Source organism: Delftia sp. CH05 (assembly GCF_009827015.1).
Taxonomy (GTDB): domain Bacteria; phylum Pseudomonadota; class Gammaproteobacteria; order Burkholderiales; family Burkholderiaceae_C; genus Comamonas; species Comamonas tsuruhatensis.
Genome location: NZ_WUMG01000041.1, coordinates 22,389 through 47,073 on the forward strand (window position 1 = coordinate 22,389; position 24,685 = coordinate 47,073).

The window sequence follows — 24,685 nt, forward strand, 5'->3', positions numbered from 1 at the left end:
GCAGCGGCCATTGCACAATGCGCGCATGCGAATACTGGTCGTCGAAGACAACGCGGGCATTGCCGCAGGCCTGCAGGCCAATCTGCAACAGCGCCGCTATGCGGTCGACGTCTGCTCCACCGTGGCCGATGCCTGGCATGCGCTGGAGATGGAGCGCTTCGACGCCGTGCTGCTGGACCTGGGCCTGCCCGATGGCGATGGCAGCGAAATCCTGCGCCGCCTGCGGAGCCCGCGCCGTCCGGGTGGCGACAGCCACGCCCTGCCGGACCCCAACACGCCCGTGCTCATCCTCACCGCGCGCGACCAGGTGCGCGAACGCATCGCCGGGCTGGACCTGGGTGCCGATGACTACCTGGTCAAGCCCTTCGACATCGACGAGCTGGAGGCGCGGCTGCGCGCCATGCTGCGCCGCGCAGGCGGGCAGGCGGCACCCGTGATCCGCCATGGCGAGCTGGAGGTCGATCCGGCCGCGCGCACCGTGCGCCGCGACGGAAAGCTGGTGGAGATGTCGCCGCGCGAGTTCTCCGTGCTCTGGGTGCTGCTGCAGGCGCGCGGGCGCGTGCTCTCGCGCCAGCAGATCGAGGAACATCTCTACAGCTGGGGCACGGCCGTGGAAAGCAATGCCGTCGAGGTCCATATCCACCACCTGCGCAAGAAACTGGGCAATGCCAGCATCGTCACCATGCGCGGCGTGGGCTACTTTCTTCCTGCGGAGAACCCATGAGCACCGCGCAGCAGCGCCGCCCCTCGCTGATCTGGCATCTGATGGCCTGGATGCTGGGCGCGCTGGTCGTGGTCTGGGCCAGCTTCGTGGCACTGGGCTACCAGACCGGCGTGCACGAGGCAGACGAGCTCACCGACGGCCACCTGGCCGGCGTCGCTGCGCTGGTGCTCAACCTGGAAGTCGCAGGCGCCGTAGGCCAGGGAGCAGCCACGCCCGTGCATGAGCCCCCCGGCCTCATGGCCCACGACTACCAGCAGTCGCTGAGCGTGGCCCTGTGGGATGGCGCGGGGCGGCTGATCTCGCGCACGGGCGATGCGCCCGAGCCCGCCTTCGACACCGAGCAGGGCTTTGCCACCCTGCGCCTGGGTCCCGAGCATCGGGCCTGGCGCAGCTTCACCCAATGGAGCCGCGACCATGCACGCAAGGTCAGCGTGATGATCGAGTTGCAGGAGCGCGACGAACTGGCCGACGACATCGCGGGCCAGATGATCGAGCCGGGCCTGTGGCTTTTGCCTGTGGTCGCGCTGGCGCTGGGGCTGGCCATTCGACGCGGCATGCGGCCGCTCAACGAACTTTCGCGCGAGGTCGAGCGCCTGGACCTGGCCCAGGCCGAGCGCGTCTCGCACCGCCACGCGCTTCGGGAATTCATGCCCGTGGTGAACTCCATCAACACCTTGCTGGACCGCCAGCAGGAGGCGCTGGAGCGAGAGCGCAGCCTGGCCAACGAAGTGGCCCATGAACTGCGCACGCCGCTGGCCTCCATCGCCTTGCAGGCGCGTGCCCTGGGCGATGCGCCGGCCGGCGCCATGGATGCCCCGGCCCAGCGCGCCGCGCTGGCGCGCATAGGCCAGGACGCGCTGCACGCCGGCCATGTGCTCAGCCAGCTGCTGGCACTGGCGCGCGCAGGACGCGCCATGCTGGCCGACCCGCCCGTGCCCGTGGACCTGGCCGCGCTGGCCCGTCAGGTGGTGGCCGCCCATGCGCAGGCGGCCTGGCAGCGCGGCTGCAGCCTGTCCGTGCAGGCGCCTGAGGCACTGGGCGTGATGGGCAATGCCGTGCTGCTGGAGCTGGCGCTGCGCAACCTGGTGGAAAACGCCCTCAAGCACACGCCGCACGGCACGCAGATCGAGGTGCAGGCCGGGCAGGGGCCGGATGGCGAGGTCTGGCTGCAGGTCTGCGATGACGGCCGCCGTAGCGACGGCCGCCGTGACGGCGCAGAGCGCGCGGCAGCGCCCGTGGACAGCCTGCACCTGGGCCACGAGATCGTGGCGCGCGTGCTGCGCGCCCACCAGGGAAGCTTTGGCGAGGCCGCGCCGCCCGAAGGCTTCACGACCTGCTACCGCATGGGAATGCCCGGGACAGGGTTGGCGGCAGCTGGTTAAAATCGCCAGTTACCAAGCGGTTACTGCCGCGATCCCCCGGCCGCAGCCCCGCAGCGAACCCATGACGCAGCGGCGGCCGCCATGCGGCAGGGGCATCCCCCTCTCAACAACTTGATACGGACCCTACACATGCCTCTCGTTTCGATGCGCGAACTGCTGGACCACGCTGCCGAAAACGGCTACGGTCTTCCCGCCTTCAACGTCAACAACCTGGAGCAGGTGCAAGCCGTGATGTCGGCCGCCGACGAAGTGGGCGCGCCCGTCATCCTGCAGGCCAGCGCAGGCGCCCGCAAGTACGCCGGCGAGCCCTTCATCAAGCACCTGATCCAGGCCGCCGCCGAGCAGTATCCCCACATCCCCCTGGTCATGCACCAGGACCACGGCACCTCGCCCGCCATCTGCCAGGGCGCGCTGAACCTGGGCTTCGGCTCGGTGATGATGGACGGCTCGCTGATGGAAGACGGCAAGACGCCTTCCTCCTTTGAATACAACGTGGACGTGACCCGCAAGGTCGTGGAAATGGCCCACAAGCTGGGCGCCACCGTCGAAGGTGAGCTCGGCTGCCTGGGCTCGCTGGAAACCGGCATGGCCGGCGAGGAAGACGGCGTGGGCGCCGAAGGCGTGCTCGACCACTCGGCCCTGCTGACCGACCCCGAGGAAGCGGCCCAGTTCGTCAAGGCCACGCAGCTGGACGCGCTGGCTATTGCCATCGGCACCAGCCACGGCGCCTACAAGTTCACACGCAAGCCCACGGGCGACATCCTGTCCATCCAGCGCGTCAAGGAAATCCACGCGCGCCTGCCCAACACCCACCTGGTCATGCACGGCTCCTCCTCCGTGCCCCAGGAACTGCTGGAAATCATCCGCCAGTACGGCGGCGCCATGAAGGAAACCTACGGCGTGCCCGTCGAGGAAATCCAGGAAGCCATCAAGCACGGCGTGCGCAAGATCAACATCGACACCGACATCCGCCTGGCGATGACCGGCGCCGTGCGCAAGTTCCTGGCCGAGAACCCCGAGAAGTTCGATGCCCGAGAATGGCTCAAGCCTGCCCGCGAAGCCGCCAAGCAGATCTGCAAGGCCCGCTACATCGAGTTCGGCTGCGAAGGCCAGGGCGCCAAGATCAAGGGCTACACGCTGGAGCAGATGGCCGCCAAGTACGCTGCCGGTTCGCTGCAGCAGGTCGTGAACTGATCGGTTCCTTCCCCCTTCAAAAAAAGCCCGCCGGTCCGCCCGGCGGGCTTTTTTGTTGTCAGCGCGGCGCGGGGGCCGCAGCCTGGGACCGCTGGGGTACGGCCATGGCCATCTCGTCATCGGGCACCACGGGCTGGGGGTGGCTGGCGTTCCAGCCCGACACCAGCAGGCTGGTGCCCGACAGCACCAGCAGCAGGCAGACCATCCATTCGACCAGCCGCTTGGGCAGGGCGGGCGGATGGCGCATGTGCAGCCAGGTCACCACCGTCACCACGGGAAAGGCCAGGGCTGCGGCCAGCAGCACGCTGGCGGTGATCTCGCCCTCCCAGGCCACCATCGCCAGGCGCAGCAGCGCGCAGGTGAGGAACATGGCAAACAGGCACTGGCGCACCACCAGGCGGTCCAGCGGCTGGCGGTACAGGTGGTAGACCATGGGCGGGCCCGGCGTGGCAAACAGCCCGCCCAGCAGCCCCGAGGCCACACCGGCCACCCACAGCGACACCGGCCCCGACACCTGCGCGTTGACCTGCTTTTGCAGCAACAGCAACAGCGCGCAGGCCACGATGGCCAGGCCCAGCAGCATGCGCAGCCCGCTCAGCGCATTGCCGCTGAGCCACTGCAGCAGCAGCACGCCGCCGATCACGCCGATGACGCTGCTGATCAGCATGGGCTTGAGCAGCGTCCACTGCGGCACTTGGCGGTGGGCGCGCAGGTAGGCCACGCCGTTGACCACGGACAGCAGGCAGGCCACGTTGGCCGCATCGCCAATGCCCATCAGGTGCGTGGCACCGGCCACGCCCACGAAGATCAGCCCGAAGGCAAAGCCCGTCAGGTTCTGGCAAAACGTCGCCAGGCCCACCAGGGCCAGGAACATCACATACTGGATCACGCTCATCGAAAGGCTTTCTGGCGCGCCGCTGCGCCGAACCGGCGACGCTAACACGGAGCGCCTTCGCCTGCCCGGGCGCCGAAGTCACCAGCGGGCGCCCCAGGCCAACGTGCCAGGCCGGCGTGTCAGTCCGACGTCTCAGGCGGCTGGCGTGTTGAGCCGCTGCAGCCGCTCGGGCGTGCCCACGTCGGTCCAGCGCCCGGTATACAGGCTGGCGCTCACCTGGCCGGCGGCCATCGCCCGGCGCAGCAGCGCCACCAGCGGCACGCGCCAACCGTCGGGGTTGCCGGGCGGGATGTCGCACCAGGGCGCGGCAAACAGCTCGGCGCGCAGCAGCGCAATGGTGCCGTAGGTCTGGCGCGGGCGGGCATCGCCCTCGGGCCAGTCGCAGGCCAGGCCCAGTTCGTCCACGCCGAAGTCGCCACGCCGATGGTGCTCGGGGTTGGGCACCAGCCACAGATGGGCCAGCCGTCCGCTGGCGGCAAATTCGCGGGCCGCCTCGAACGGGAAATCAAAGTCGGGCGCGTAGACATCGCCGGCCGCCAGCCAGAACACCGTGTCCAGAAGCGGCAGCGCGCGCGCAATGCCTCCTGCGGTCTCCAGCGCCTGCTCGGGCTCGGGGGAATAGGCCAGATGCAGCGGCTCGCCACCTGTGTCGGGCGCGAAGCGCTCCCCGAAGCGCGCGGGAATCTGCTCGCCCAGCCAGCCCGTGTTGACCACGGCGCGGCGCACGCCGGCCTGCGCAAGGGCCTGCAGGTGGTGCTGCAGCAGTGGCCGGCCCTGCACCTGCAGCAGCGGCTTGGGGCAGGTGTCGGTCAGCGGCCGCATGCGCTCGCCACGGCCTGCGGCCAGCAGCATGGCCGGTGGCTGCTCGGTGAGGAAAAGCGCCTTGGCGGCGGGGAACGGCTGGATGGGCGAGGCGGTCATGGAGCGCAACTGTAGACCATTGCCAGCGGCCATTGCCCCGCGCGCGGGAGCCGAAAACCCGCGTCCTTTAAAATAGCCGGCTTACTCTGATTACCCCCTCCTTCACGGAGCGCCCTGATGGCCAACACTCAACAAATGGCGAATGCGATCCGCGCACTCGCAATGGATGCCGTTCAACAAGCCAACTCCGGCCACCCCGGCGCCCCCATGGGCATGGCCGACATGGCCGTGGCACTGTGGAGCCGTCACCTCAAGCACAACCCCGTCAACCCGCAATGGGCTGACCGTGACCGCTTCATCCTGTCCAACGGCCACGGCTCCATGCTGATCTACGCGCTGCTGCACCTCACGGGCTACGCGCTGCCGATCGACGAACTCAAGAACTTCCGCCAGCTGCACAGCAAGACGGCCGGCCACCCCGAAGTGGGCATCACCCCCGGCGTGGAAACCACCACCGGCCCGCTGGGCCAGGGCATCACCAATGCCGTGGGCTTCGCGCTGGCCGAAAAGCTGCTGGCCGCCGAGTTCAACCGCGCAGGCCACGCCATCGTCGACCACCACACCTACGTGTTCCTGGGTGACGGCTGCCTGATGGAAGGCATCAGCCACGAGGCCGCGGCCCTGGCCGGCGCCTGGAAGCTGGGCAAGCTGGTGGCGCTGTACGACGACAACGGCATCTCCATCGACGGCAAGGTCGCCCCCTGGTTCATCGACAACACGCCCGCCCGCTTCGAAGCCTATGGCTGGAACGTGGTGCGCGACGTGGACGGCCACAACGTGCAGGCCATCGATGCCGCCATCGCCGCCGCCAAGAAGAGCAGCGACAAGCCCACGCTGATCTGCTGCAAGACCAGCATCGGCAAGGGCTCGCCCAACCGCCAGGACACGGCCAAGGCCCACGGCGAGCCCCTGGGCGCCGAGGAAATCGCACTGACCCGCGCGGCCCTGGGCTGGGAGCACGGCCCCTTCGACATCCCCGCCAGCGTCTACGGCGACTGGGATGCCAAGGCCGCCGGCGCCAAGGCCGAAGCGGCCTGGAACAAGAAGTTCGCCGCCTATGCCAAGGCCTTCCCCGAACTGGCTGCCGAATTCAAGCGCCGCATGGCCGGTGACCTGCCCGCCAACTTCGGCGAGATCGCCGCGCAGATCGCCTCCGACGCGCATGACGCAGGCGCCACCGTGGCCAGCCGCAAGGCCAGCCAGCTGGCCCTGGAAGGCCTGACCGCAGCCCTGCCCGAACTGCTGGGCGGCTCGGCCGACCTGACCGGCTCCAACCTGACCAATACCAAGAGCACGCCTTCGCTGCGCGTGGACGACAAGGGTGCCGTGGTCCTGACCGAAGACGGCAAGATCGGCCGCCACATCAACTACGGTGTGCGCGAGTTCGGCATGGCCGCCATCATGAACGGCATCGCCCTGCATGGCGGCTACATCCCCTACGCAGGCACCTTCCTGACCTTCAGCGACTACAGCCGCAACGCCATCCGCATGGCCGCGCTGATGAAGCAGCGCGTGGTCCACGTCTTCACGCACGACTCCATCGGCCTGGGCGAAGACGGCCCCACCCACCAGTCCATCGAGCACGCCGCCTCGCTGCGCCTGATCCCTGGCCTGGATGTCTGGCGCCCTGCCGACACCACGGAAACCGCCGTCGCCTGGACCGTGGCCCTGAGCCAGAAGAACAAGCCCACGGCCCTGCTGCTGTCGCGCCAGAACCTGGCCTACGCAGCCAAGACCGAAGACGCGCTGGACGACATCGCCTGCGGCGCCTACGTGCTGTCCGAGCCCAAGGCCGTCGGCCTGAACAAGAAGGCCCAGGCCGTCATCATCGCCACCGGCTCCGAAGTGCAGCTGGCCCTGGCCGCCCAGAAGCTGCTGGCCGAGCGCAAGGTCGCCGTGCGCGTGGTCTCCATGCCCAGCACGACCACTTTCGACAAGCAGGACGCCAAGTACAAGAGCCAGGTGCTGCCGGCCAACCTGCCGCGCATCGCCGTGGAAATGGGCGTGACCGACTTCTGGTGGAAGTACGGCTGCGCCGCCGTCGTCGGCATCGACACCTACGGTGAATCGGCTCCAGCGCCCGTGCTGTTCAAGCACTTCGGCTTCACGGCCGAGAACGTGGCCGACACCGTGCAGGCTGCGCTGCAGCGCGCCGGCAAGTAAAGCTGCGAGAAGGGGCCTGTGGCCCCTTTTTGCCGCCCGCCAGGCCCGGCCTGGCCCTCACCGTTTCAGTTTTTCCGTTTTTCGCAATCCGTCAATCCAAGAGGCAAATATGACGATCAAGATCGGTATCAACGGCTTCGGCCGCATCGGCCGCATGGTGTTCCGCGCTGCCGTGCAGAACTTCAGCGACATCGAAGTCGTGGGCATCAACGACCTGCTCGAGCCCGACTACCTGGCCTACATGCTCAAGTACGACAGCGTGCACGGCCGCTTCAAGGGTGAGGTCTCGGTGGAGGGCTCCAACCTGATCGTCAACGGCAAGACCATCCGCCTGACGCAGGAGCGCGACCCCGCCAACCTGAAGTGGAACGAAGTCGGCGCCGACATCGTGATCGAGGCCACCGGCCTGTTCCTGACCGACGAGACCGCACGCAAGCACCTGGCTGCCGGCGCCAAGAAGGTCATCATGTCCGCGCCTTCCAAGGACAGCACCCCGATGTTCGTCTTCGGCGTGAACTGCAAGACCTACGCTGGCCAGGACGTGATCTCCAACGCCTCCTGCACCACCAACTGCCTGGCTCCCGTGGCCAAGGTGCTCAACGACAAGTGGGGCATCAAGCGCGGCCTGATGACCACCGTGCACGCTGCCACCGCCACCCAAAAGACCGTGGACGGCCCCAGCAACAAGGACTGGCGCGGCGGCCGCGGCATCCTGGAAAACATCATTCCCTCCAGCACGGGCGCAGCCAAGGCCGTGGGCGTGGTGATTCCCGAGCTCAACAAGAAGCTGACCGGCATGTCCTTCCGTGTGCCCACCTCCGACGTGTCGGTGGTGGACCTGACGGTGGAGCTGAACAGCGAAGCCAGCTACGAAGAGATCTGCGCCGAAATGAAGGCCCAGTCGCAAGGCGCGCTCAAGGGCGTGCTGGGCTACACCGAAGACAAGGTCGTGGCCACGGACTTCCGCGGCGAGTCCTGCACCTCGGTGTTCGATGCCGAAGCCGGCATCGCCCTGGACAAGACCTTCGTGAAGGTCGTGTCCTGGTACGACAACGAGTGGGGCTACTCCAACAAGTGCCTGGAAATGGTGCGCGTGGTCGCCGCCAAGTAATCCTGGCGTGAACCGCTGCGGGGCCTGTCGAAGGGCCTCGCACCAGGCCGGCATCGGACGCGATGCCGGCCTTTTTCATGGCGGACAGTGTGCCCCGGCACTGCAAGCGTTGCTCGACAAAGCCGGCACCGGCGGCGCGGCATCATGGCCGCATGACTACTTCATCCGCATTGCACGAGACCATTGGCTTTGACGACTTCCTCAAGGTGGAGCTGCGCGTGGGCCGCATCGTGGACGCCCAGGTGTTCAAGGAGGCGCGCCGCCCGGCCTATGTGCTGCAGGTCGATTTCGGCCCCGAACTGGGCCTGCGCAAGTCCAGCGCCCAGATCACGGCGCTGTACCGGCCCGAGGAACTGATAGGCCGCCAGGTGGTGGCCGTGCTGAACTTTCCCAGCAAGCAGATCGGTCCCATGCGCTCGGAATGCCTGGTCACGGGATTCCACAACGAGAACGGCGAGGTCGCGCTGTGCGTGCCCGACCGCGAGGTGCCGCTGGGCACCAAGCTGCTGTGACGGCCTTGCGGACTATTCGATGCGCGCGCCGGCCGCCTTGACGGTGCGGCCGGCTGCCTCCCAGTCGTTCCCGGGGCGGCGCCGGAATGCGACGCCACCTCTCAACCTGCCGCCATGCGCTGCGTGAGAAAGTCCAGGAAGGCCGTGATGCGCGCGGCCAGCGCCGTGTTGCGGTAGTAGACGGCGTGGATGGGCTGGCGCTGCTGCACGGTCTCGCGCGCCAGCACCTGCACCAGCTCGCCCTGGGCGCGATCGCGCACGGTCATGAAGTCGGCCAGGCAGACCACGCCCTGGCCGGCCAGGGCCAGCTGGCGCATGGTCTCGCCGCTGGAGGCCGTGAGCTGGGGCGCGGCATCCCAGCGGTCGCCGCCCTCGGGCGTGCGCAGCGGCCAGTGGTTCAGGCCCGGCACCTGGCTGTTGCCGATGCGCTGGTGGCGCGCCAGCGCGGCCACGCTCGCCACGGGGCCATGGGCCTGCAGGTAGGCGGGGCTGGCCAGCACGCGCAGCAGGCTGTGGCACAGCAGCCGCGCATGCAGCGTGGAGTCGCGCAGCTCGCCGATGCGGATGGCGATGTCGGTGCGCTGGGCCAGCAGGTCGATGTGCAGGTCATCGGTGTTCAGCTCCAGCGTGATCAGCGGATAGAGCGCGCGGAACTCACCCACCAGCGGCACGATGGCATGCAGCATGAAGGGCGAGGCCGCGTTGACGCGCAGCAGCCCGGCCGGCGCCTCACGGCGCGCGGCCAGTTCCTCCTCGGCCGCGTCCAGGGCCTGCAGCACCTCGCGCGTGCGGGCCAGGAAGCGCGCGCCTTCCTCGGTCAGCTCCAGGCTGCGCGTGGTGCGCCGCACCAAGGTGGTGGCCAGCTTTTTCTCCAGGCGCGATAGGCTGCGGCTGATGCCCGAGGTGGTCTGTCCCAACTGCTCGGCCGCCGCCGTGATGCTGCCGCAGTCAATCACGGCGCGAAAGGCCTGCAACTCGTCCAGGGTGGTTTTCATGGGATGCCAGCTTGGCGCAATTGTTGCTGCAGCGTCAAATATTTTCTGCTGATACCAGGCTTTATCTGCAAGCGTGAACGCGCCAGACTGCAGTCTTCGAGGCGTTGTTCCGCGCCTTGTTTGCTTTTTTGAAAGACCTGCATGACATCGACTGCCTCTCTCGCTTCCGTGGTGCCCGCCTTCGGCCTGGGCACCTTCCGCCTCAAGGATGAGGTGGTGCGCCACTCCGTGGGCCAGGCCCTGGAAGTGGGCTACCGCGCCATCGACACCGCCCAGATCTACGGCAACGAGGCCGATGTGGGGGCCGCCATCGCCGCCAGCGCCGTGCCGCGCGATCAGCTCTTCCTCACCACCAAGATCTGGACCGAGAACCTGTCCGCCGACGCGCTGATCCCCAGCCTGGAGCGCAGCCTTGAAGCCCTGCGCACCGACCATGTGGAGCTGACGCTGATCCACTGGCCTTCACGCAGCGTGCCGCTGGAGGACAGCCTGGGCGCGCTCATGCGCGCCAGGGACCAGGGGCTGACGCGCCACATCGGCGTGTCCAACTTCAACATCGCGCTGCTGCAGCAATCCATTGCCGCCGTGGGCGCCGCGAACATCGCCACCAACCAGATCGAACTGAGCCCCTATCTGCAAAACCGTGCCGTCACCGACTTCGCACGCCAGCAGGGCATTCACACCACCTCGTACATGACGCTGGGCTACGGCAAGCTGCTGGCCGATCCCGTGCTGGCCGACATCGCCGCCGCCCACGGCGCCACGCCCGCCCAGGTGGCGCTGGCCTGGGCCATGGCCATGGGCTATGCCGTCATTCCCTCGTCCACCCAGCGCGCCCACCTGCAGGCCAACCTGGACAGCTGCCAGCTGGTGCTGGGCGCCGAAGACATGCAGCGCATCGCCGCGCTGGAACGCGGCGACCGCCAGGTCAGCCCAGACGGGCTGGCTCCGGCCTGGGATTGAACCGCGGTCGTGACGGAGGGCCTGGGCGGCCTGGCGAGCTTTGACCTGGAGCAACGCAATGCGGACCCTAGGGGTAGTACTAGGGTTATCACAGTATCGAACGACCGTGCTTTTTATGAGAATGCACGATTAGTCGAGACAACCAGGAGACAAGCAGCATGAGTGACCGCCCATGGCTGGGTGCCTATCCGGCAGGTGTGCCCGCCGACATCGATCCCTCCCAATACCCTTCGCTGGTGGCCCTGATGGAGGAGGCCTTCAGCCGCTACGCGGACCGTGTGGCCTATTCCTTCATGGGCAAGGAGCTGACCTACTCACAGGTCGATGCGCAAAGCCGCGCCTTCGCTGCCTATCTGCAGAGCCTGGGCCTGGCCCGCGGCGACCGCGTGGCGCTGATGATGCCCAACGTGCCTCAGTACCCCGTGGCCGTGGCCGCCGTGCTGCGCGCCGGCTTCGTCGTGGTCAACGTCAACCCGCTGTACACGGCGCGCGAACTGGAGCACCAGCTCAAGGACTCGGGCGCCAAGGCCATCGTCATCATCGAGAACTTCGCCCACACGCTGCAGGCCTGCAAGGCCGCCACGCCCGTGCAGCACATGGTGCTGTGCACCATGGGCGACCAGCTGGGCATGCTCAAGGGCGCCATCGTCAATTACGTGGTGCGCAAGGTCAAGAAGCTGGTGCCGCCGTTCTCGCTGCCGGGGGCCGTGCGCTTCAACGACGCGCTGGCCAAGGGCATGCGCTCGCCCTTCCAGGCGCCGCAGCTGCAGGCCTCCGACATGGCCCTGCTGCAGTACACGGGCGGCACCACGGGCGTGAGCAAGGGCGCGGTGCTGCTGCACAGCAACATCATCGCCAACGTGCTGCAGTCCGAGGCCTGGAACCAGCCCGCCATGGGCAAGGTGCCGGCCGGCGAGCAGCCCACCAGCATCTGCGCGCTGCCGCTGTACCACATCTTCGCCTTCACGGTGAACATGATGCTGTCCATGCGCACGGGCGGCAAAACCATCCTGATTCCCAATCCGCGCGACCTCAAGGCCACGCTCAAGGAACTGTCCACGCAGCGCTTTCACAGCTTCCCGGCCGTGAGCACGCTGTTCAACGGCCTGGCCAACCACCCGGACTTCAACACCGTGGACTGGTCGCACCTGAAGGTCTCGGTCGGCGGCGGCATGGCGGTGCAAAGCGCCGTGGCCCAGCTGTGGCTGCAAAAGACCGGCTGCCCCATCTGCGAGGGCTACGGCCTGTCGGAGACCAGTCCCTCGGTCAGCTGCAACCCCGTCACCTCCACCGAGTTCTCGGGCACCATCGGCGTGCCCCTGCCCAGCACCTGGATGAAGCTCGTCGATGACGAAGGAAACGACGTGACCACCATCGGCGAGCGCGGCGAGGTCGCCATCAAGGGCCCGCAGGTCATGGCCGCCTACTGGCAGCGCCCCGACGAAACCGCCAAGGTCTTCACCGCCGACGGCTACTTTCGCACCGGCGACATCGGCACCATGGACGAGCGCGGCTACTTCAAGATCGTGGACCGCAAGAAGGACATGGTCCTGGTCAGCGGCTTCAACGTCTATCCCAATGAAGTGGAAGACGTGGTCTCCAACTGCCCCGGCGTGCTCGAATGCGCCGTGGTCGGCGTGCCCGACGAGAAGACCGGCGAGGCCGTCAAGCTGGTCATCGTGCGCAAGGACGACAGCCTCACCGAGCAGGCCGTGCGCGATTTCTGCCACGACAACCTCACGGGCTACAAGCGGCCGCGCGTGATCGAGTTCCGCACCGAACTGCCCAAAACCCCGGTTGGCAAGATCCTGCGCCGGGAGCTGCGCGACAGCAAGTAACGCGGGCGGCTTGCCGTGTTTGCAAAGAGGCGCTGCGGCGCCTCTTTTCATTGGGAGGGAACACGTCTTCAGAACATGCCCGGACCCGCCAGGACCAGCGCCGCCAGCGCCACGGCCGCCGCATTGAGGCAGGCCAGCGCAAAGCCGAAGCGCACGAGTTCTCCCTCTTCCTGGGCATTGGTCCGTGCCAGGCCCAGCACCAGCATCACGATGGACAAAGAGCCCAGCGCCGCATGCCCGGCGGCGCTGTTGTGCACGGCGGCCAGCAGCAGGCGCGAGGACTCGGGCAGCAGGGCGATGGCGGGCATGAAGATCGCGTTGCCGCCCACGTTGGAGCCCGTCATGTAGCCGGCCAGCGCACCGAAGGCGGCCACGATCGGCGCCAGGGCCGCAGGCGCCAGTTCGGCCAGCATCTGCACCAGGCCGGACAGGAAACCGGCCTTGACCATCATCTGGGACATCGCCAGGAAGAAGAAGATGGTCAGCAGCGGGCGCTTGGCGCGGGCGGCCAGTGCACCAGCCAGGGCAACGCCACGGCCGGCCCCGCGAGCCAGCAGCAGGGCCAGCACCAGGGTCAGCGCCACGCCCGGGGAGGCCAGCGGCTTCCAGGCCACCTGGGCGCCCTGCACGATCCAGCGCTGGTCCCACTGCGTGGCCAGGGCCAGCAGCTTGAGCAGCACGATGGCAAGGGCGAGCGCCAGATACGGCCAGGCCTGTCGCGGCCAGCCGGGTGCCGCCTGGGCCGTGCCGCGCAGCAGCAGCGCGCGCACCAGCATGCCCAGCGCAACCGCAAAGCCCGCGCCCACACCCGCCACCTCGGGGCCCAGCCAGCGGCTGATGCCATGCAGCACGACCACGAACAGCAGGCCAAAGCCGCCCAGCAGCAGCCAGGCCCGCGCACCGCGCTCGCCTGCCAGGTGCAGGGACAGGGCGCCCAGCACCAGGAACACCGGCGCGCTGGTCAGCGAGGACACAGCGGCCAGCGCGGCCGCATCCACATGGGCCAGCGAGGCACCGATCACCGTGGCCAGGCCCAGCGTGCCCCAGGGCATGATGGCCATACCCGCCAGCGCCATGCGCAGCGCGGCGCGCCGCTCGAACAGGCTCAGCAGCAGCGGCACGGTGGCGATCAGCGACACGCCAAAGCCCGTCATCGCCTCCAGCAGCGGCGCCAGGCCCAGCACGATGAACACCACCTGATCGGCGGGCCCCAGGCCCAGCGAGCGCACCCACTGGCTCAGCGCCTGGTTGACGCCCATGCGTTCGATGAGGATCACGAAACCCAGGCCCGGCACGATCACGAAGGCCGTGCTCAGGAACAGCACGCCCGTGTCGCGCGCTGCGGCCAGGGCGGCGCCGGAAGCGGCGGTGCCCTTGGCCATCCAGGCATCGACCAGCCACAGCAGGGCGACCAGCGCCGCCCCGGCCATGGCCGCCTGCACAGGCGGGCGGCGCAAAACCATGAGCATGGACATCACAAGAAACACGGGAGACAGGTGGAGCAGGGTGGCCATGGGATGGGATTTCTCGGCAGGCAGGTCCGCATGCGTTGGATGCGGAAAACGACGAAATACTATTTCGCGGCACCTGTTTTTTGGTCTCTGAATTGAGGATGTTTGCGAGAAAATTTCTCACCCTCCAAAAGTCCTCGCTTCCCATGACCAAGCACACCGCCCACCCTGCACACCTGGCCGATCTGGACGGCTTCGACCGCGCCATCCTGGCCATCGTCCAGCGCGACAGCACGGTGCCGCTGCGCCTGCTGGCCGAGCAGGTCAACCTGTCCACGGCCGCCGTGCAGCGCCGCCTCAAGCGCATGCAGGCCGAAGGCGTGATCACCGGCCAGGCCGCCACCGTGGACCCCACGCGCGTGGGCCGGCCCATCACCATCATCGTGGAGGTCATGACCGAGCGCACCAGCATCGATGCGCTCAACGCCATGAAATCGCACTTCGCCGTGCCCGAGGTCCAGCAGTGCTACTACGTCACGGGCGAGGTGGACTTCGTGCTCGTGCTCACCGTGGCCACCATGCAGGAGTACGAGGCCCTGGCGCGGCGCCTGTTCGCCGAGAACCCCAACGTCAAATGGTTCAAGACCATCGTGGCGCTGGACCGCGTGAAGGTCGGGCTGGAAATTCCCTGCGAGTGAAGGCCCTTTGGCGCAATCTTGACAGCCGCTAAACGGCCGCCTACATTGAATGGAATGATCGTTCCAATTCAATGAGCCACCATGCGCACCAAGGACTTCGACCCCGATGACATTGCAGACGCCGCCATGCAGGTGTTCTGGCAGCGCGGCTACGCGGCCACCTCGGTGCAGGACCTGGTGGACGGCACGGGCCTGTCGCGCAGCAGCCTGTACGGCACCTTCGAGAACAAGCAGGGGCTGTTCCAGCATGCGCTGCGCCGCTATGAGGCCGTGACCACCTCCAACGTGGAACTGCTGTCCGGCCCGGGACGCGCCCGGGACCTGGTGCGGCAGCTGCTGCTGCGCATCGTGCAGGACGAATTGAGCGATGCCGGGCGCCGGGGCTGCCTGGTCGCCAATGCCGCGCTGGAGCTGGCCGGCCATGACGAGGCCGTGGCCGAGAGGGTGGCCGGCAACTTCCAGCGCCTGCAAAAGGCGCTGGAAAAGCTCATCCTGCGCGGCCAGCAGGAAGGCGATATCACCGACAGCAAAAAGCCGCGCGCCCTGGCGCGCTTCGTCCTGAACACCGTGCAGGGCCTGCGCGTGCTGGGCAAGGGCAGCAGCGCGCCGCAGCGCCGCCAGTGCCTGATGGATGTGGTCGACGTGGTCGACATGGCGCTGCAGGCGCAATAGCCGGCCACCCGCCACCCGCCGCGCGCATGTCGTGCCGTTGCGGGTTTTTATTTTCCTTGAATTGGAATGATCGTTCCAGTAATCCGGATCTCAGTTTTCCGTGTCTGTTCCACTCTCTCATCACCCAGGAGCTCCCATGCATTCAAACCTTCGAACCACCATTGCCGTGCTCGGCACGGGCCTGATCGGTGCGCCCGTCGCGCGCAACCTGCAACGCAAGGGCTTCACCGTCCGCGCCTGGAACCGGACGGCCGCCAAGGCCCAGGCCCTTGCGACCGACGGCGTTCAGGCCTGCGGCGATGCGGCCGACGCCGTGCGTGGCGCCCGCATCGTCGTCACCGTGCTCAAGGACGGGCCGGCCGTGCTGCAGGCCATGCAGGCTGCAGCGCCCGCATTGCAGCCGGGCACACTGTGGCTGCAACTGAGCACGGTGGGTGTGGATGCCATCGCGCCGCTGGCGCAGTTCGCCGATCGACATGGCCTGGTGTTCTACGACTGCCCCGTGCAGGGCACGCGCCAGCCGGCCGAGCAGGGCCAGCTGGTCATCCTGGCCGCAGGCCCGCTGGCGCAGCGCGGCCAGGCGCAGCCGGTGTTCGATGCCATCGGCAAACGCAGCCTGTGGATTGCGCAGCAGGCAGGCGCCGCCAGCCGGCTCAAGCTGGCGCTCAACCACTGGGCCTTCGCACTCACGCATGGCCTGGCCGAAAGCCTGGCGCTGGCCAAGGGGCTGGACATAGAACCGGCCCTGGTGGTCGATGCCGTCACGGGCGGGCCCATGGACAGCGGCTTCTTCCAGGCCAAGGCCGCTGCCATGCTGTCAGGCCGCTACGACGCCAGCTTCACCGTGGCCAATGCCGTCAAGGACGCGCAGCTGGTGGCCGATGCCGCCGCCGGCGCAGGCCTGCTGCTGGATGGCGCCCAGGCCGGGCTGCGCCGCTTCGAGCGCGCGCTGGCCGCCGGGCATGGCGACAAGGACATGGCGGCATCCCACCTGGCATCCCATCCAGCCTCCCGTGCCTGAGATGCGCAGCAAGGATAAGGCAATGAATTCGCCCATGGACACCTCCTTCGACACAGGCCTGCCACTGGGCAGGCTGCTGGCCCTGGCGATGGCAGGCTTTCTGGCCATCATGACCGAGGCCCTGCCGGCCGGCCTGCTGCCCCAGATCGGCACGGGACTGGCAGTGTCCGAAGCCATGGCCGGCCAGATGGTCACGTTGTACGCGCTGGGTTCGGTACTGGCCGCCATTCCCGTCGTGGCCGCCACGCGCGGGCTCAGGCGCCGGCCGCTGTTCATGGCGGCGGTGGGCGGGCTGCTGCTGTTCAACAGCCTCACCGCGTTGTCCGGCCACTACGGCCTGACCCTGGCCGCCCGCTTTGCCGCAGGCATGGCTTCGGGCGTGATCTGGGGGCTGGTGGCCGGCTATGCGCGGCGCATGGTGCCGCCGCATCTGCAGGGGCGTGCACTGGCCGTGGCGGGCGTGGGCCAGCCGTTGGCCCTGGCGGCCGGCGTGCCGCTGGGCGCCTGGCTGGGCAGCCTGTTCGACTGGCGCGGCGTGTTCTGGGCGCTGTCGGCGCTGTGCCTGCTGCTGCTGGCCTGGGTGCGGCTGGGTGTGCCGGATTACGCCGGGCAGACGGCGCAGCAGCGCCTGCCCGTGGCGCGCATCCTGCTCATGCCCGGCGTGCGCCCCGTGCTGCTGGCGCTGTTCGGCTGGATGCTGGCCCACAACATGCTCTACACCTTCATCGCGCCCTTCCTGGCTTCGGCGGGTCTGGGGCAAAGGGTGGATGGGGTGCTGCTGCTGTTCGGCCTTGCGGCCATTGCCGGCATCTGGCTCACGGGCCTGCTGGTGGACCGCTGGCTGCGCGCACTCACCGTGCTGAGCCTGGCCTTGTTCGCCGTGTCTGCGTTGGTGCTGGGCCTGGCCGGGCAGTCGGCCGTGGCCGTTCTGATCGGCGTTGCGGCCTGGGGCCTGAGCTTTGGCGGCGCGCCCACGCTGCTGCAGACCGCGCTGGCCGACGCGGCAGGCGAGGGCGCCGACGTGGCCCAGTCCATGCTGGTGACGGTCTTCAACCTGGCCGTGGCGAGCGGCGGCGTGGCCGGCGGACTGCTGCTGGGCTGGCTGGGTGCCCGCGCCTTGCCCTGGGCGCTGGGGGTGTTGGCGCTGGCCTGCCTGTCCGTGGTCTGGCCGGCCAGCCATGCGGGCTTTCGGCCTGGGCGGCGCAGCATGGCTGCCTGAGGCACGGCCATCGCTGTTGCACCCGCATCGCTGTTCCCTAACAGACGGGGCAGCAAAGGGGCCACATGCCGCTGCGCATGTGGCCCTTGTTGCGTGCGATCAATCTTCCTATAATTGTTTTACCCCATGAACTGTGATTCATGGATAAAACAAATGGCGCTTTCCCCGCCATGATCCACCGACGTTGATGGAGAGACACATGTCCGAATCCGCTCAGAACACGCCCCGCACCTGGGACCAGCCCGAAGGCTCCAGCTTCGAACAATGGATGGAATCGCGCGTGGCGCGGTTTTCCACGCGCAAGTACGACTTCGACGCGCTGAAGTTCCAGGCCGACTTCGACCCCAAGTACCGCCGTGGCCAGATGCGCTACATCGGCACGGGCGGCACGGGCGTGGCTGCGGACAGCAACACCATCCCGGCCGAGCACTTCACCTTCTCCACCATGGTCATCCCGGCCGGCAATGAAGGCCCATCGCACCTGCATACCGATGTGGAGGAAGTCTTCTTCCTGATCCGCGGCAAGCTCAAGCTCGTGCTGGAGAAGGACGGCCAGCGCTTCGAGACCATCCTGACCGACCGCGACGTGGTCTCCGTGCCGCCCGGCGTGTACCGCGAGGAAATCAACATCGGCGACGAAGACGCGCTGATGTGCGTGATGCTGGGTGCCAAGAAGCCCATCACGCCCACATACCCGCCCGAGCACCCTCTGGCAAAAATCAAACGCTAGAAATGGAGCACCCCCTGAGGCGCTTCGCGCCTTCCCCCTTGAAAGGGGGACGACAGCCTCGCGGCGGGGCGGTGCAGCCGGCGCAGGCCCTCGCTTGCTGTCCCTGGCGTGGATCGTGCCAGTCTCATGGCTGAAGGGCCATGCCATCGCCATGGATAACTGAAATGACCCCCTCGGTAACAGCATGCATGGAGCAGCGCCTTCAGGCGCAGTTCCCCGAACATCTCATCGCCCTGCCCGGGGGCGCTCAGGTCGCCTGGCGTGAGGCCGGCGACACGGCCTCGGACTTTGCCGTGGTGATGCTGCACGGCATCAGCTCGGGCGCCGCGTCCTGGATGGACGTGGCCCTGGCGCTGGCGCCGCGCACGCGTGTGCTGGCCTGGGACGCGCCCGGCTATGGCCGCTCCACACCGCTGACACCCGCCGCGCCCACGGGCGCCGACTACGCCCGCGTGCTGGAGCAGTCGCTGCAGGCGCTGGGCGTGCGCCGCTGCCTGCTGGTGGGCCACTCGCTGGGTGCGCTCATGGGCACGCCCTGGGCGGTGCAGGCCGGTGCCGGGCGCGTGCAGCAACTGGTGCTGATCAGCCCCGCTGGCGGCTATGGCGCACCCGGCATGGGCGAGCAGCAGGCCAAGGTACGCCAGGGCCGTCTTGCGGCCCTGCAGGAAAAAGGCATCGAAGGCCTGGCTGCCGCCATCGACCAGCGCCTGGTCTCGCCCGCCGCGCCCGAGCCCGTGCGCCAATGGGTGCGCTGGAACACGGCGCGCCTGCATGCCGCAGGCTACGCCCAGGCCGTGGAGCTGCTGTGCGGCAGCGACCTGGGGCAGGCGGCGGGGCGCCTTGCCATGTCGGTCGAGGTCTGGGTGGGAGAGCACGACGTGGTCACGCCGCCGGCTGCCTGCGCGGCCTGGGCCGCAAGACTGGGGGCGCGGTACGTTACGCTTGCGGCAGCCGGCCATGCCTCTGTCGTCGAACAACCTGCGGATGTCGCACAGAGGCTGGCCACCCTGCTGACCTGATGGCCTACCGGCCCGAATTGCGATGAGCGATACCTCCGAAACCCTCTCCACCGACAACGACCGCTACACCGTTCCCGCGCTGGAGCGCGGCCTGCGCCTGCTGGCCTGCTTCACGCCTTCGCAGCCCGTGTGGAGCGCGCCCGACCTGGCGCGCACCCTGGCGCTGCCCCGGTCCACGGTGTTCCGGATGCTGACGACGCTGGAGGGCATGGGGTATCTGCAACGCTCGGGCACCGAATACCGGCTGGGCCTGGCCGTGCTGCGCCTGGGCTACGACTACCTGTCCACCCAGCCGCTGGCCCAGCTGGCCGAGCCCGTGCTGCAGTCGCTGTGCGACCGGCTGGGCTTCACCACCAACCTGGCGCTGCTGGACGGCACCTCCGTGGTCTACGTGGCGCGCATTGCGCCGGCCGGCGCCTTCCAGGGTGCCGTGCGCGTGGGCTCGCGGCTGCCGGCCCATGCCACCGTGCTGGGCCGGGCACTGCTGCAGGACATGGACGCGGACCAGCTGCGCGCCCTGTTCGGCGGCAGCGAACTGCCCCAGTTCTCGGAAAGCACGCCGCGCAGCGTGGAGCAGTTGCTGCAGTTGCTGCAGCAGGACCATGAACGCGGCTACGCCATGGGCGAGGGCTTCTACGAGCCCGGCGTCTCCAGTATCGCCGCGCCCGTGCGCGATGCGCAGGGGCGCATCGTGGCGGGCCTGGGCATGGCCGTGGCCTTCACCGAAATCGCTCCCGGCCGCATGGCCGACTGGGTGGAGCAGGTACGTGCCGCCGCCGATGAGCTGGCCGGCCACCTGCGCACCCAGCATCCCGGTTTTCTGCGCTGAACGGATGGTGGGCACACCGGCCGCCAGCGCATTCCTTCCCAGAAAGATATGACGATGAAGATTGCTGTGATTGGCTGCGGTGCGATTGGCGCCAGCGTGCTCGAACTGCTCAAGGGACATGCCGCCGTGCAGGTGGGCTGGGTGCTTGTGCCCGAAGTGACGGACGCCGTGCGCGCCACCCTGGCCCTGCATGCGCCCCAGGCGCGTGCCGTGCCTGCGCTGGCGGCCGAAGACCGGTCCGACCTCATCGTGGAGTGCGCGGGCCATGCCGCCATCGAGGAGCATGTGCTGCCCGCCCTGCGGCGCGGCATTCCTGCCGTCGTGGCCTCCATCGGCGCACTCAGCGCCCCGGGCATGGCCGAGGCCGTGCAGGCGGCGGCCGAGGCCGGAGGCACCCAGGTGCAATTGCTGTCGGGTGCCATCGGCGGCGTGGATGCGCTGGCCGCTGCGCGCATCGGCGGCCTGGATGAAGTGGTCTACACCGGCCGCAAGCCGCCCCTGGCCTGGACCGGCACGCCCGCAGAACAGCGCTGCGACCTTGCCAGCCTCAAGGAAGCCTTCTGCATCTTCGAAGGCAGCGCACGCGAGGCCGCCCAGCTCTACCCCAAGAACGCCAACGTGGCCGCCACCCTGTCGCTGGCCGGCATGGGCCTGGACCGCACCACGGTGCGCCTGTACGCCGACCCGGGCGTGGACGAGAACGTGCACCATGTGGCCGCGCGCGGCGCCTTTGGATCCATGGAATTGACCATGCGCGGCAAGCCGCTGGCGGCCAACCCCAAGACCTCGGCCCTCACCGTCTACAGCGTGGTGCGCGCCGTGCTCAACCAGGCCACGGCCATCGCCATCTGAGCCGCGCCGGGCACAGGCTCGCGGCACAATGGGCGCTTTCGCCCCGCAGGCGGCCCCCGGGCCGCCTTTGCTTTTTCCCTGTGCCGTTGAAAGAGAAGCCACCATGACCATCGCCATCCTCAGTGCCCTGCCGCAGGAACAGGAAGGCCTGGTCCATGCCCTGTCCGACGCCCAGGGCACGGCCCACGCCGGCCGCATGTTCTGGCGCGGGCGGCTGCATGGGCACGACGTGGTCTGCGCGCTGTCGGGCATAGGCAAGGTGGCGGCCGCCACCACGGCCACGGCACTGATCGAGCGCTTCGGCGTGCGCCGCATCGCCTTCACCGGCGTGGCCGGTGGCCTGGGCGAAGGCGTGCGCGTGGGCGATGTCGTCGTGGCCGACGAATACCTGCAGCACGACCTGGACGCCTCGCCCATCTTCCCGCGCTGGGAAATGCCCGGCTACGGACGCACGCGCCTGCCCTGCGACCCTGAAATGACCGCCGCGCTGCTGGCGGCTGCCCAGGCCTGCGTTGCCGAGGCGGGCGAAGACCTGCGCGCCGCCCACGCCACCACGGCGCCGCGCGCGCACCAGGGGCTGATTGCCAGCGGTGACCAGTTCGTGGGCACGGCGGGCGCTTCTTGCGCCCTGGCGCAGGGCCTGCGTGCTGCAGGGCATGAGGTGCTGGCGGTGGAGATGGAAGGCGCCGCCGTGGCGCAGGCCTGCCTGGACTATGGCGTGCCGTTTGCGGCCATGCGGACTGTTTCCGATCGGGCGGATGACAGTGCGCATGTGGACTTTGCGGAGTTTGTGAGGGTGGTGGCGAGTCGGTATGCGTTGCGGGTGGTGGATGGGTTTTTGCGGCGGCTGTCGGCGCAGCGCTGAGCGGTCGTGCTTTTATGCCGCTGATGCCTGGAAAACCGTCGCATCGTCCAGTTCAAAGTGCAAAGCCGTGCCAAGCGCCACGCTGGCGCGGGCCAACGTGGCCAGGGTGACGCCGGTGTCGTTTTCGTCCAGCAGGCGGTTCACCACCATGCGGCTGGTGCGCATGCGTGTCGCCATCTCGGTCTTGCTGACTTTCTGGGCTTTCATCGCCTGTGCGAATTGCGAGGAAATCACCCGCTTCACTGCGATAGCTGTGGCCTCCTCAAGCAGGCCTTCTTCTTCGAGGAAGTCATCGAAATTGCTGCCTAGATGTTTGTTCATGGGGTATTCCTCAGCTTCTTGAGCCGGTTTCTGGCAGTTGTCAGATCCGGCGCGGGGGTCTTGGCCGACTTCTTGATGAAGCCATGCAGCAGAACCATTTTTCCATTCTGGGCCGTGAATAGGACACGTGCGATGCCATCGCCAATGCTGCACCGCACCTCCCACAGTCCTGGCTCCATCTTGCGTACTACGGGCATGCCCAGAGGCCAGTTGTATTGGACAGTCTTGATATCGGCGCCGATGGCTTTGCGGTCTTCCACCGTAAGTTCAAGAAGCCAGTCACGCACGGGCTCCTTGCCGGCATCGGACCGGTAGAAGACAACGGAAAGAATGGGCTCTTCCATCGGAAAAGTGTATCTAAAAAAGTACTATTTTGCTGCGTGTCGTTGCTGATGACCGTGTAGCCCGTGTGTCATCGGAGGCCAAAGCCTTGACGCTGGACGCGAGGGGAATTCCTGCTACTGCGATTGCTTGGTTTCGATGCCTGGTTCCTGGCCTGGCAGCCGATGGCCCATCTTGATGCGCCAAGAAAGGTCAGGTCAAAGACGGCAACCCGAATGCCTGCGACCCCTTCGCTGCGCTCGGCCGGATGTGGCCGCCCTCGCGGCTATGGGCTTTGAGTGGGGTCGCAACCTACGCTTCTGGCTTCGCCTTGCACATAGTCGGCCAGTGACTCAGCGCCGTCGCGGATGGCGCGCAGTGCGTGAGCCATGGCTTGCGGACGTCGCAAGTCTTCTGGGGCATGGAGGCTGGCCAATGCAAGTTGGGCCAGGGCCCGTATTTCGTTGCAGCCTTCCTGTACCCATCCATTGGTGTCGGTGATGGTGCGAGCCAGTTGCTCGAAGCTGGCGCGCGTGGGAAGAGCGGTGCGCTGATCGTTCATGTTTTCGTACTCCTGTGCGAGACGGAAACACCCGACCTGCGTTTTCAAGCGCAGAAAGGGTGGATGGGATGTTGAAAACACGCACACAGACGTGCGGGCAGCCTTGCGGGTAGCCCCATCCCATCCAAAACCGTGTGGACGTGCGGGTGCGATGCCCACTGTCCAAGTGTTCAGACGTGACGAGGCCTCACTTTCGGGGAGGCTCTGCCGCTGTGTGTTGATGGTGTTTTCAAGCACCAGCCCCGGAACAGGGGGCCACCGAAATCATAGAGGCATTCCACAACCCCGCCTCAAACCCCACGCCGAGCGAAGCGACGGCCCGCACCCACTCCCCGTATGAACGCGCCTGCGGCGTGGTGGTTGCGGGGTTGCAGTCCTGCCGAAGGACAGGACTGCTTCGTCATCTGGCTCGCTGCGGTCGGCCGCCGGGCCGAAACCCGGCTCCCGCCCGCAGGGCGGGCATGTCCTCGCAAGCCATAAAACGCCCCCATCCAAAACACACCCAGACACACCTCTGTCATCCATTTCCCACACGTCTCCGTGTTTTCCCCAATCCCACCCCGAACCATCAGTCCTAAACTCACGCTTGTTTCAAGAAAAAAGTGTCATTTCAAATTTGAAACAGACACAAACCCCCCTTCGATTGAGGTACGCCATGAACACCACGCCCTCCACAGGCCAGCTTGCCGGCCGCCGCATCCTCGTCACAGGCTCGGCGCGCGGCCTGGGCTTTGCGTTCGCCAAGGCCTTTTGCGAGCAGGGCGCGCGTGTCGCCATGGCCGATCTGCGCGAGGAGCTGCTGGCCGAGTCCGTGGCCCGGCTGCGTGCGCAGGGCTTCGAGGCCCATGGCTTCGGGCTGGATGCCGGCAATCCGGAGTCGATAGAGCGCTGCGCGCAGCAGGCCGTGCAGGCGCTGGGCGGGCTGGACGGCCTGGTGAACAACGCGGCCGTGACCGATTCGGGCGGCAAGGGCATGGACGACATCGATCTGGACAAGTGGGACCAGGTGATGAACGTGAACGTGCGCGGCGTGTGGCTGATGACGCGCGCCTGCCGCGCCGCGCTGCGCGACAGCGGCCGGGGCGCCATCGTCAACCTGGCGTCCGACACCGCGATGTGGGGCGCCCCGAACCTGATGGCCTATGTGGCCAGCAAGGGCGCTGTGATGGCCATGACGCGTTCCATGGCGCGCGAGCTGGGCGCCGACGGCATCACCATCAACGCCGTGGCGCCGGGCCTGGTGCTGGTGGAGGCCACGGAATACGTGCCCGAGCACCGCCACCGCCTGTACATCGACCAGCGCGCGTTGCAGCGCGAGCAGCGGCCCGAGGATGTGTCGGGCGCCGTGGCCTATGCGCTGTCCGATGGCGCGCGCTTCGTGACGGGGCAGGTGCTGCCCGTCAACGGCGGCTTCGTCATGAATTGAA

25 protein-coding genes are annotated in these 24,685 nt (G+C 67.7%); 18 read left to right on the top strand and 7 right to left on the bottom strand.

Going from position 1 to position 24,685, the window contains the following annotated elements; genetic code table 11:
* Window positions 1–25: 25 nt before the first annotated feature.
* The 3 genes from GRX31_RS23750 (at window position 26) to fba (ending at window position 3,300) form a co-directional block, all read left to right on the top strand.
* Window positions 26–724 (top strand): response regulator transcription factor, encoded by a 699-nt coding sequence (locus GRX31_RS23750; protein WP_026062623.1) that lies wholly within the window; start codon window positions 26–28, stop codon window positions 722–724.
* On the top strand, window positions 721–2,106 hold the full coding sequence (locus tag GRX31_RS23755) for a two-component sensor histidine kinase (RefSeq protein WP_016449836.1): 1,386 nt from the start codon (window positions 721–723) through the stop codon (window positions 2,104–2,106). Before GRX31_RS23750 ends, GRX31_RS23755 begins: the two co-directional genes overlap by 4 nt.
* 129 nt (window positions 2,107–2,235) lie before the next feature.
* Window positions 2,236–3,300 (top strand): class II fructose-bisphosphate aldolase, encoded by a 1,065-nt coding sequence (gene fba, locus GRX31_RS23760; protein ID WP_013804528.1) that lies wholly within the window; start codon window positions 2,236–2,238, stop codon window positions 3,298–3,300.
* A 58-nt stretch (window positions 3,301–3,358) separates the two neighbouring features.
* Here the strand turns inward: fba and GRX31_RS23765 are convergent, their stop codons facing one another.
* Together GRX31_RS23765 and GRX31_RS23770 are read right to left on the bottom strand one after the other, a co-directional pair.
* Window positions 3,359–4,195 (bottom strand): sulfite exporter TauE/SafE family protein, encoded by an 837-nt coding sequence (locus GRX31_RS23765; RefSeq protein ID WP_154836081.1) that lies wholly within the window; start codon window positions 4,193–4,195, stop codon window positions 3,359–3,361.
* Window positions 4,196–4,327: 132 nt separating this feature from the next.
* Complete coding sequence (locus GRX31_RS23770; protein ID WP_160855199.1) at window positions 4,328–5,116, bottom strand: nucleotidyltransferase family protein; 789 nt, start codon at window positions 5,114–5,116, stop codon at window positions 4,328–4,330.
* Window positions 5,117–5,233: 117 nt separating this feature from the next.
* On the opposite strand from GRX31_RS23770, the gene tkt reads away from it, so the two are divergent.
* The 3 genes from tkt to GRX31_RS23785 all read left to right on the top strand — a co-directional run bounded on the left by tkt (window position 5,234) and on the right by GRX31_RS23785 (window position 8,902).
* Window positions 5,234–7,279, top strand: coding sequence for a transketolase (gene tkt, locus GRX31_RS23775; RefSeq protein WP_016449833.1), 2,046 nt, complete (start codon window positions 5,234–5,236; stop codon window positions 7,277–7,279).
* A gap of 109 nt (window positions 7,280–7,388) precedes the next feature.
* Window positions 7,389–8,390 (top strand): type I glyceraldehyde-3-phosphate dehydrogenase, encoded by a 1,002-nt coding sequence (gene gap, locus GRX31_RS23780; RefSeq protein WP_012202871.1) that lies wholly within the window; start codon window positions 7,389–7,391, stop codon window positions 8,388–8,390.
* 152 nt (window positions 8,391–8,542) lie between these two features.
* Window positions 8,543–8,902, top strand: a complete 360-nt coding sequence (locus tag GRX31_RS23785; RefSeq protein ID WP_026062619.1) for a tRNA-binding protein — start codon at window positions 8,543–8,545, stop codon at window positions 8,900–8,902.
* A gap of 101 nt (window positions 8,903–9,003) precedes the next feature.
* On the opposite strand, the gene GRX31_RS23790 is transcribed toward GRX31_RS23785, so the two are convergent.
* Window positions 9,004–9,897 carry a LysR family transcriptional regulator gene (locus GRX31_RS23790; protein WP_160855201.1) on the bottom strand — a complete coding sequence of 298 codons (894 nt, stop codon included), beginning with the start codon at window positions 9,895–9,897 and terminating at the stop codon, window positions 9,004–9,006.
* A gap of 141 nt (window positions 9,898–10,038) precedes the next feature.
* Here GRX31_RS23790 and dkgB point away from each other — a divergent pair, with 141 nt between their 5' ends.
* On the top strand, window positions 10,039–10,860 hold the full coding sequence (gene dkgB / locus GRX31_RS23795; protein WP_160855203.1) for a 2,5-didehydrogluconate reductase DkgB: 822 nt from the start codon (window positions 10,039–10,041) through the stop codon (window positions 10,858–10,860).
* Window positions 10,861–11,018: 158 nt separating this feature from the next.
* Window positions 11,019–12,698: a long-chain-fatty-acid--CoA ligase gene (locus tag GRX31_RS23800; protein WP_016449826.1), complete on the top strand. Its 1,680-nt coding sequence runs from the start codon at window positions 11,019–11,021 to the stop codon at window positions 12,696–12,698.
* Between the two features lie 68 nt (window positions 12,699–12,766).
* Here the strand turns inward: GRX31_RS23800 and GRX31_RS23805 are convergent, their stop codons facing one another.
* Window positions 12,767–14,212, bottom strand: coding sequence for an L-lactate permease (locus GRX31_RS23805; RefSeq protein ID WP_160855205.1), 1,446 nt, complete (start codon window positions 14,210–14,212; stop codon window positions 12,767–12,769).
* A gap of 143 nt (window positions 14,213–14,355) precedes the next feature.
* Between GRX31_RS23805 and GRX31_RS23810 the strand changes: the two genes are divergently transcribed.
* The 9 genes from GRX31_RS23810 to GRX31_RS23850 all read left to right on the top strand — a co-directional run bounded on the left by GRX31_RS23810 (window position 14,356) and on the right by GRX31_RS23850 (window position 22,054).
* Window positions 14,356–14,847 (top strand): Lrp/AsnC family transcriptional regulator, encoded by a 492-nt coding sequence (locus GRX31_RS23810; protein WP_016449824.1) that lies wholly within the window; start codon window positions 14,356–14,358, stop codon window positions 14,845–14,847.
* Window positions 14,848–14,928: 81 nt separating this feature from the next.
* The gene (locus GRX31_RS23815) at window positions 14,929–15,519 is read left to right on the top strand and encodes a TetR/AcrR family transcriptional regulator (RefSeq protein WP_013804518.1); all 591 of its coding nucleotides are present in this window, start codon (window positions 14,929–14,931) and stop codon (window positions 15,517–15,519) included.
* A 136-nt stretch (window positions 15,520–15,655) separates the two neighbouring features.
* Window positions 15,656–16,540: an NAD(P)-dependent oxidoreductase gene (locus GRX31_RS23820; RefSeq protein ID WP_160855207.1), complete on the top strand. Its 885-nt coding sequence runs from the start codon at window positions 15,656–15,658 to the stop codon at window positions 16,538–16,540.
* A 22-nt stretch (window positions 16,541–16,562) separates the two neighbouring features.
* A complete protein-coding gene (locus GRX31_RS23825) occupies window positions 16,563–17,759 on the top strand; it encodes an MFS transporter (RefSeq protein WP_160855209.1) in 1,197 nt (398 codons plus the stop codon).
* A gap of 199 nt (window positions 17,760–17,958) precedes the next feature.
* Window positions 17,959–18,489: a cupin domain-containing protein gene (locus GRX31_RS23830; protein ID WP_016449821.1), complete on the top strand. Its 531-nt coding sequence runs from the start codon at window positions 17,959–17,961 to the stop codon at window positions 18,487–18,489.
* Window positions 18,490–18,677: 188 nt separating this feature from the next.
* Entirely contained in the window at window positions 18,678–19,508 is an 831-nt protein-coding gene (locus GRX31_RS23835; protein WP_237426765.1) for an alpha/beta fold hydrolase, read from the top strand.
* Window positions 19,509–19,530: 22 nt separating this feature from the next.
* Complete coding sequence (locus GRX31_RS23840) at window positions 19,531–20,337, top strand: IclR family transcriptional regulator (protein ID WP_126311145.1); 807 nt, start codon at window positions 19,531–19,533, stop codon at window positions 20,335–20,337.
* A 54-nt stretch (window positions 20,338–20,391) separates the two neighbouring features.
* A complete protein-coding gene (locus tag GRX31_RS23845; protein WP_160855213.1) occupies window positions 20,392–21,189 on the top strand; it encodes an aspartate dehydrogenase in 798 nt (265 codons plus the stop codon).
* 103 nt (window positions 21,190–21,292) lie between these two features.
* Window positions 21,293–22,054, top strand: a complete 762-nt coding sequence (locus GRX31_RS23850; protein ID WP_016452051.1) for a 5'-methylthioadenosine/adenosylhomocysteine nucleosidase — start codon at window positions 21,293–21,295, stop codon at window positions 22,052–22,054.
* A 12-nt stretch (window positions 22,055–22,066) separates the two neighbouring features.
* Here GRX31_RS23850 and GRX31_RS23855 read toward each other — a convergent pair whose 3' ends face one another.
* The 3 genes from GRX31_RS23855 to GRX31_RS23865 form a co-directional block, all read right to left on the bottom strand.
* Window positions 22,067–22,375 (bottom strand): XRE family transcriptional regulator, encoded by a 309-nt coding sequence (locus GRX31_RS23855; protein WP_016452050.1) that lies wholly within the window; start codon window positions 22,373–22,375, stop codon window positions 22,067–22,069.
* Window positions 22,372–22,719, bottom strand: a complete 348-nt coding sequence (locus GRX31_RS23860; RefSeq protein ID WP_017406311.1) for a type II toxin-antitoxin system RelE/ParE family toxin — start codon at window positions 22,717–22,719, stop codon at window positions 22,372–22,374. The genes GRX31_RS23855 and GRX31_RS23860 overlap by 4 nt, the downstream gene beginning before the upstream one ends.
* A gap of 263 nt (window positions 22,720–22,982) precedes the next feature.
* Window positions 22,983–23,258, bottom strand: coding sequence for a hypothetical protein (locus GRX31_RS23865; RefSeq protein ID WP_074931722.1), 276 nt, complete (start codon window positions 23,256–23,258; stop codon window positions 22,983–22,985).
* Window positions 23,259–23,913: 655 nt separating this feature from the next.
* Between GRX31_RS23865 and GRX31_RS23870 the strand changes: the two genes are divergently transcribed.
* A complete protein-coding gene (locus GRX31_RS23870; RefSeq protein WP_012202888.1) occupies window positions 23,914–24,684 on the top strand; it encodes an SDR family oxidoreductase in 771 nt (256 codons plus the stop codon).
* Window position 24,685 lies beyond the last annotated feature (1 nt).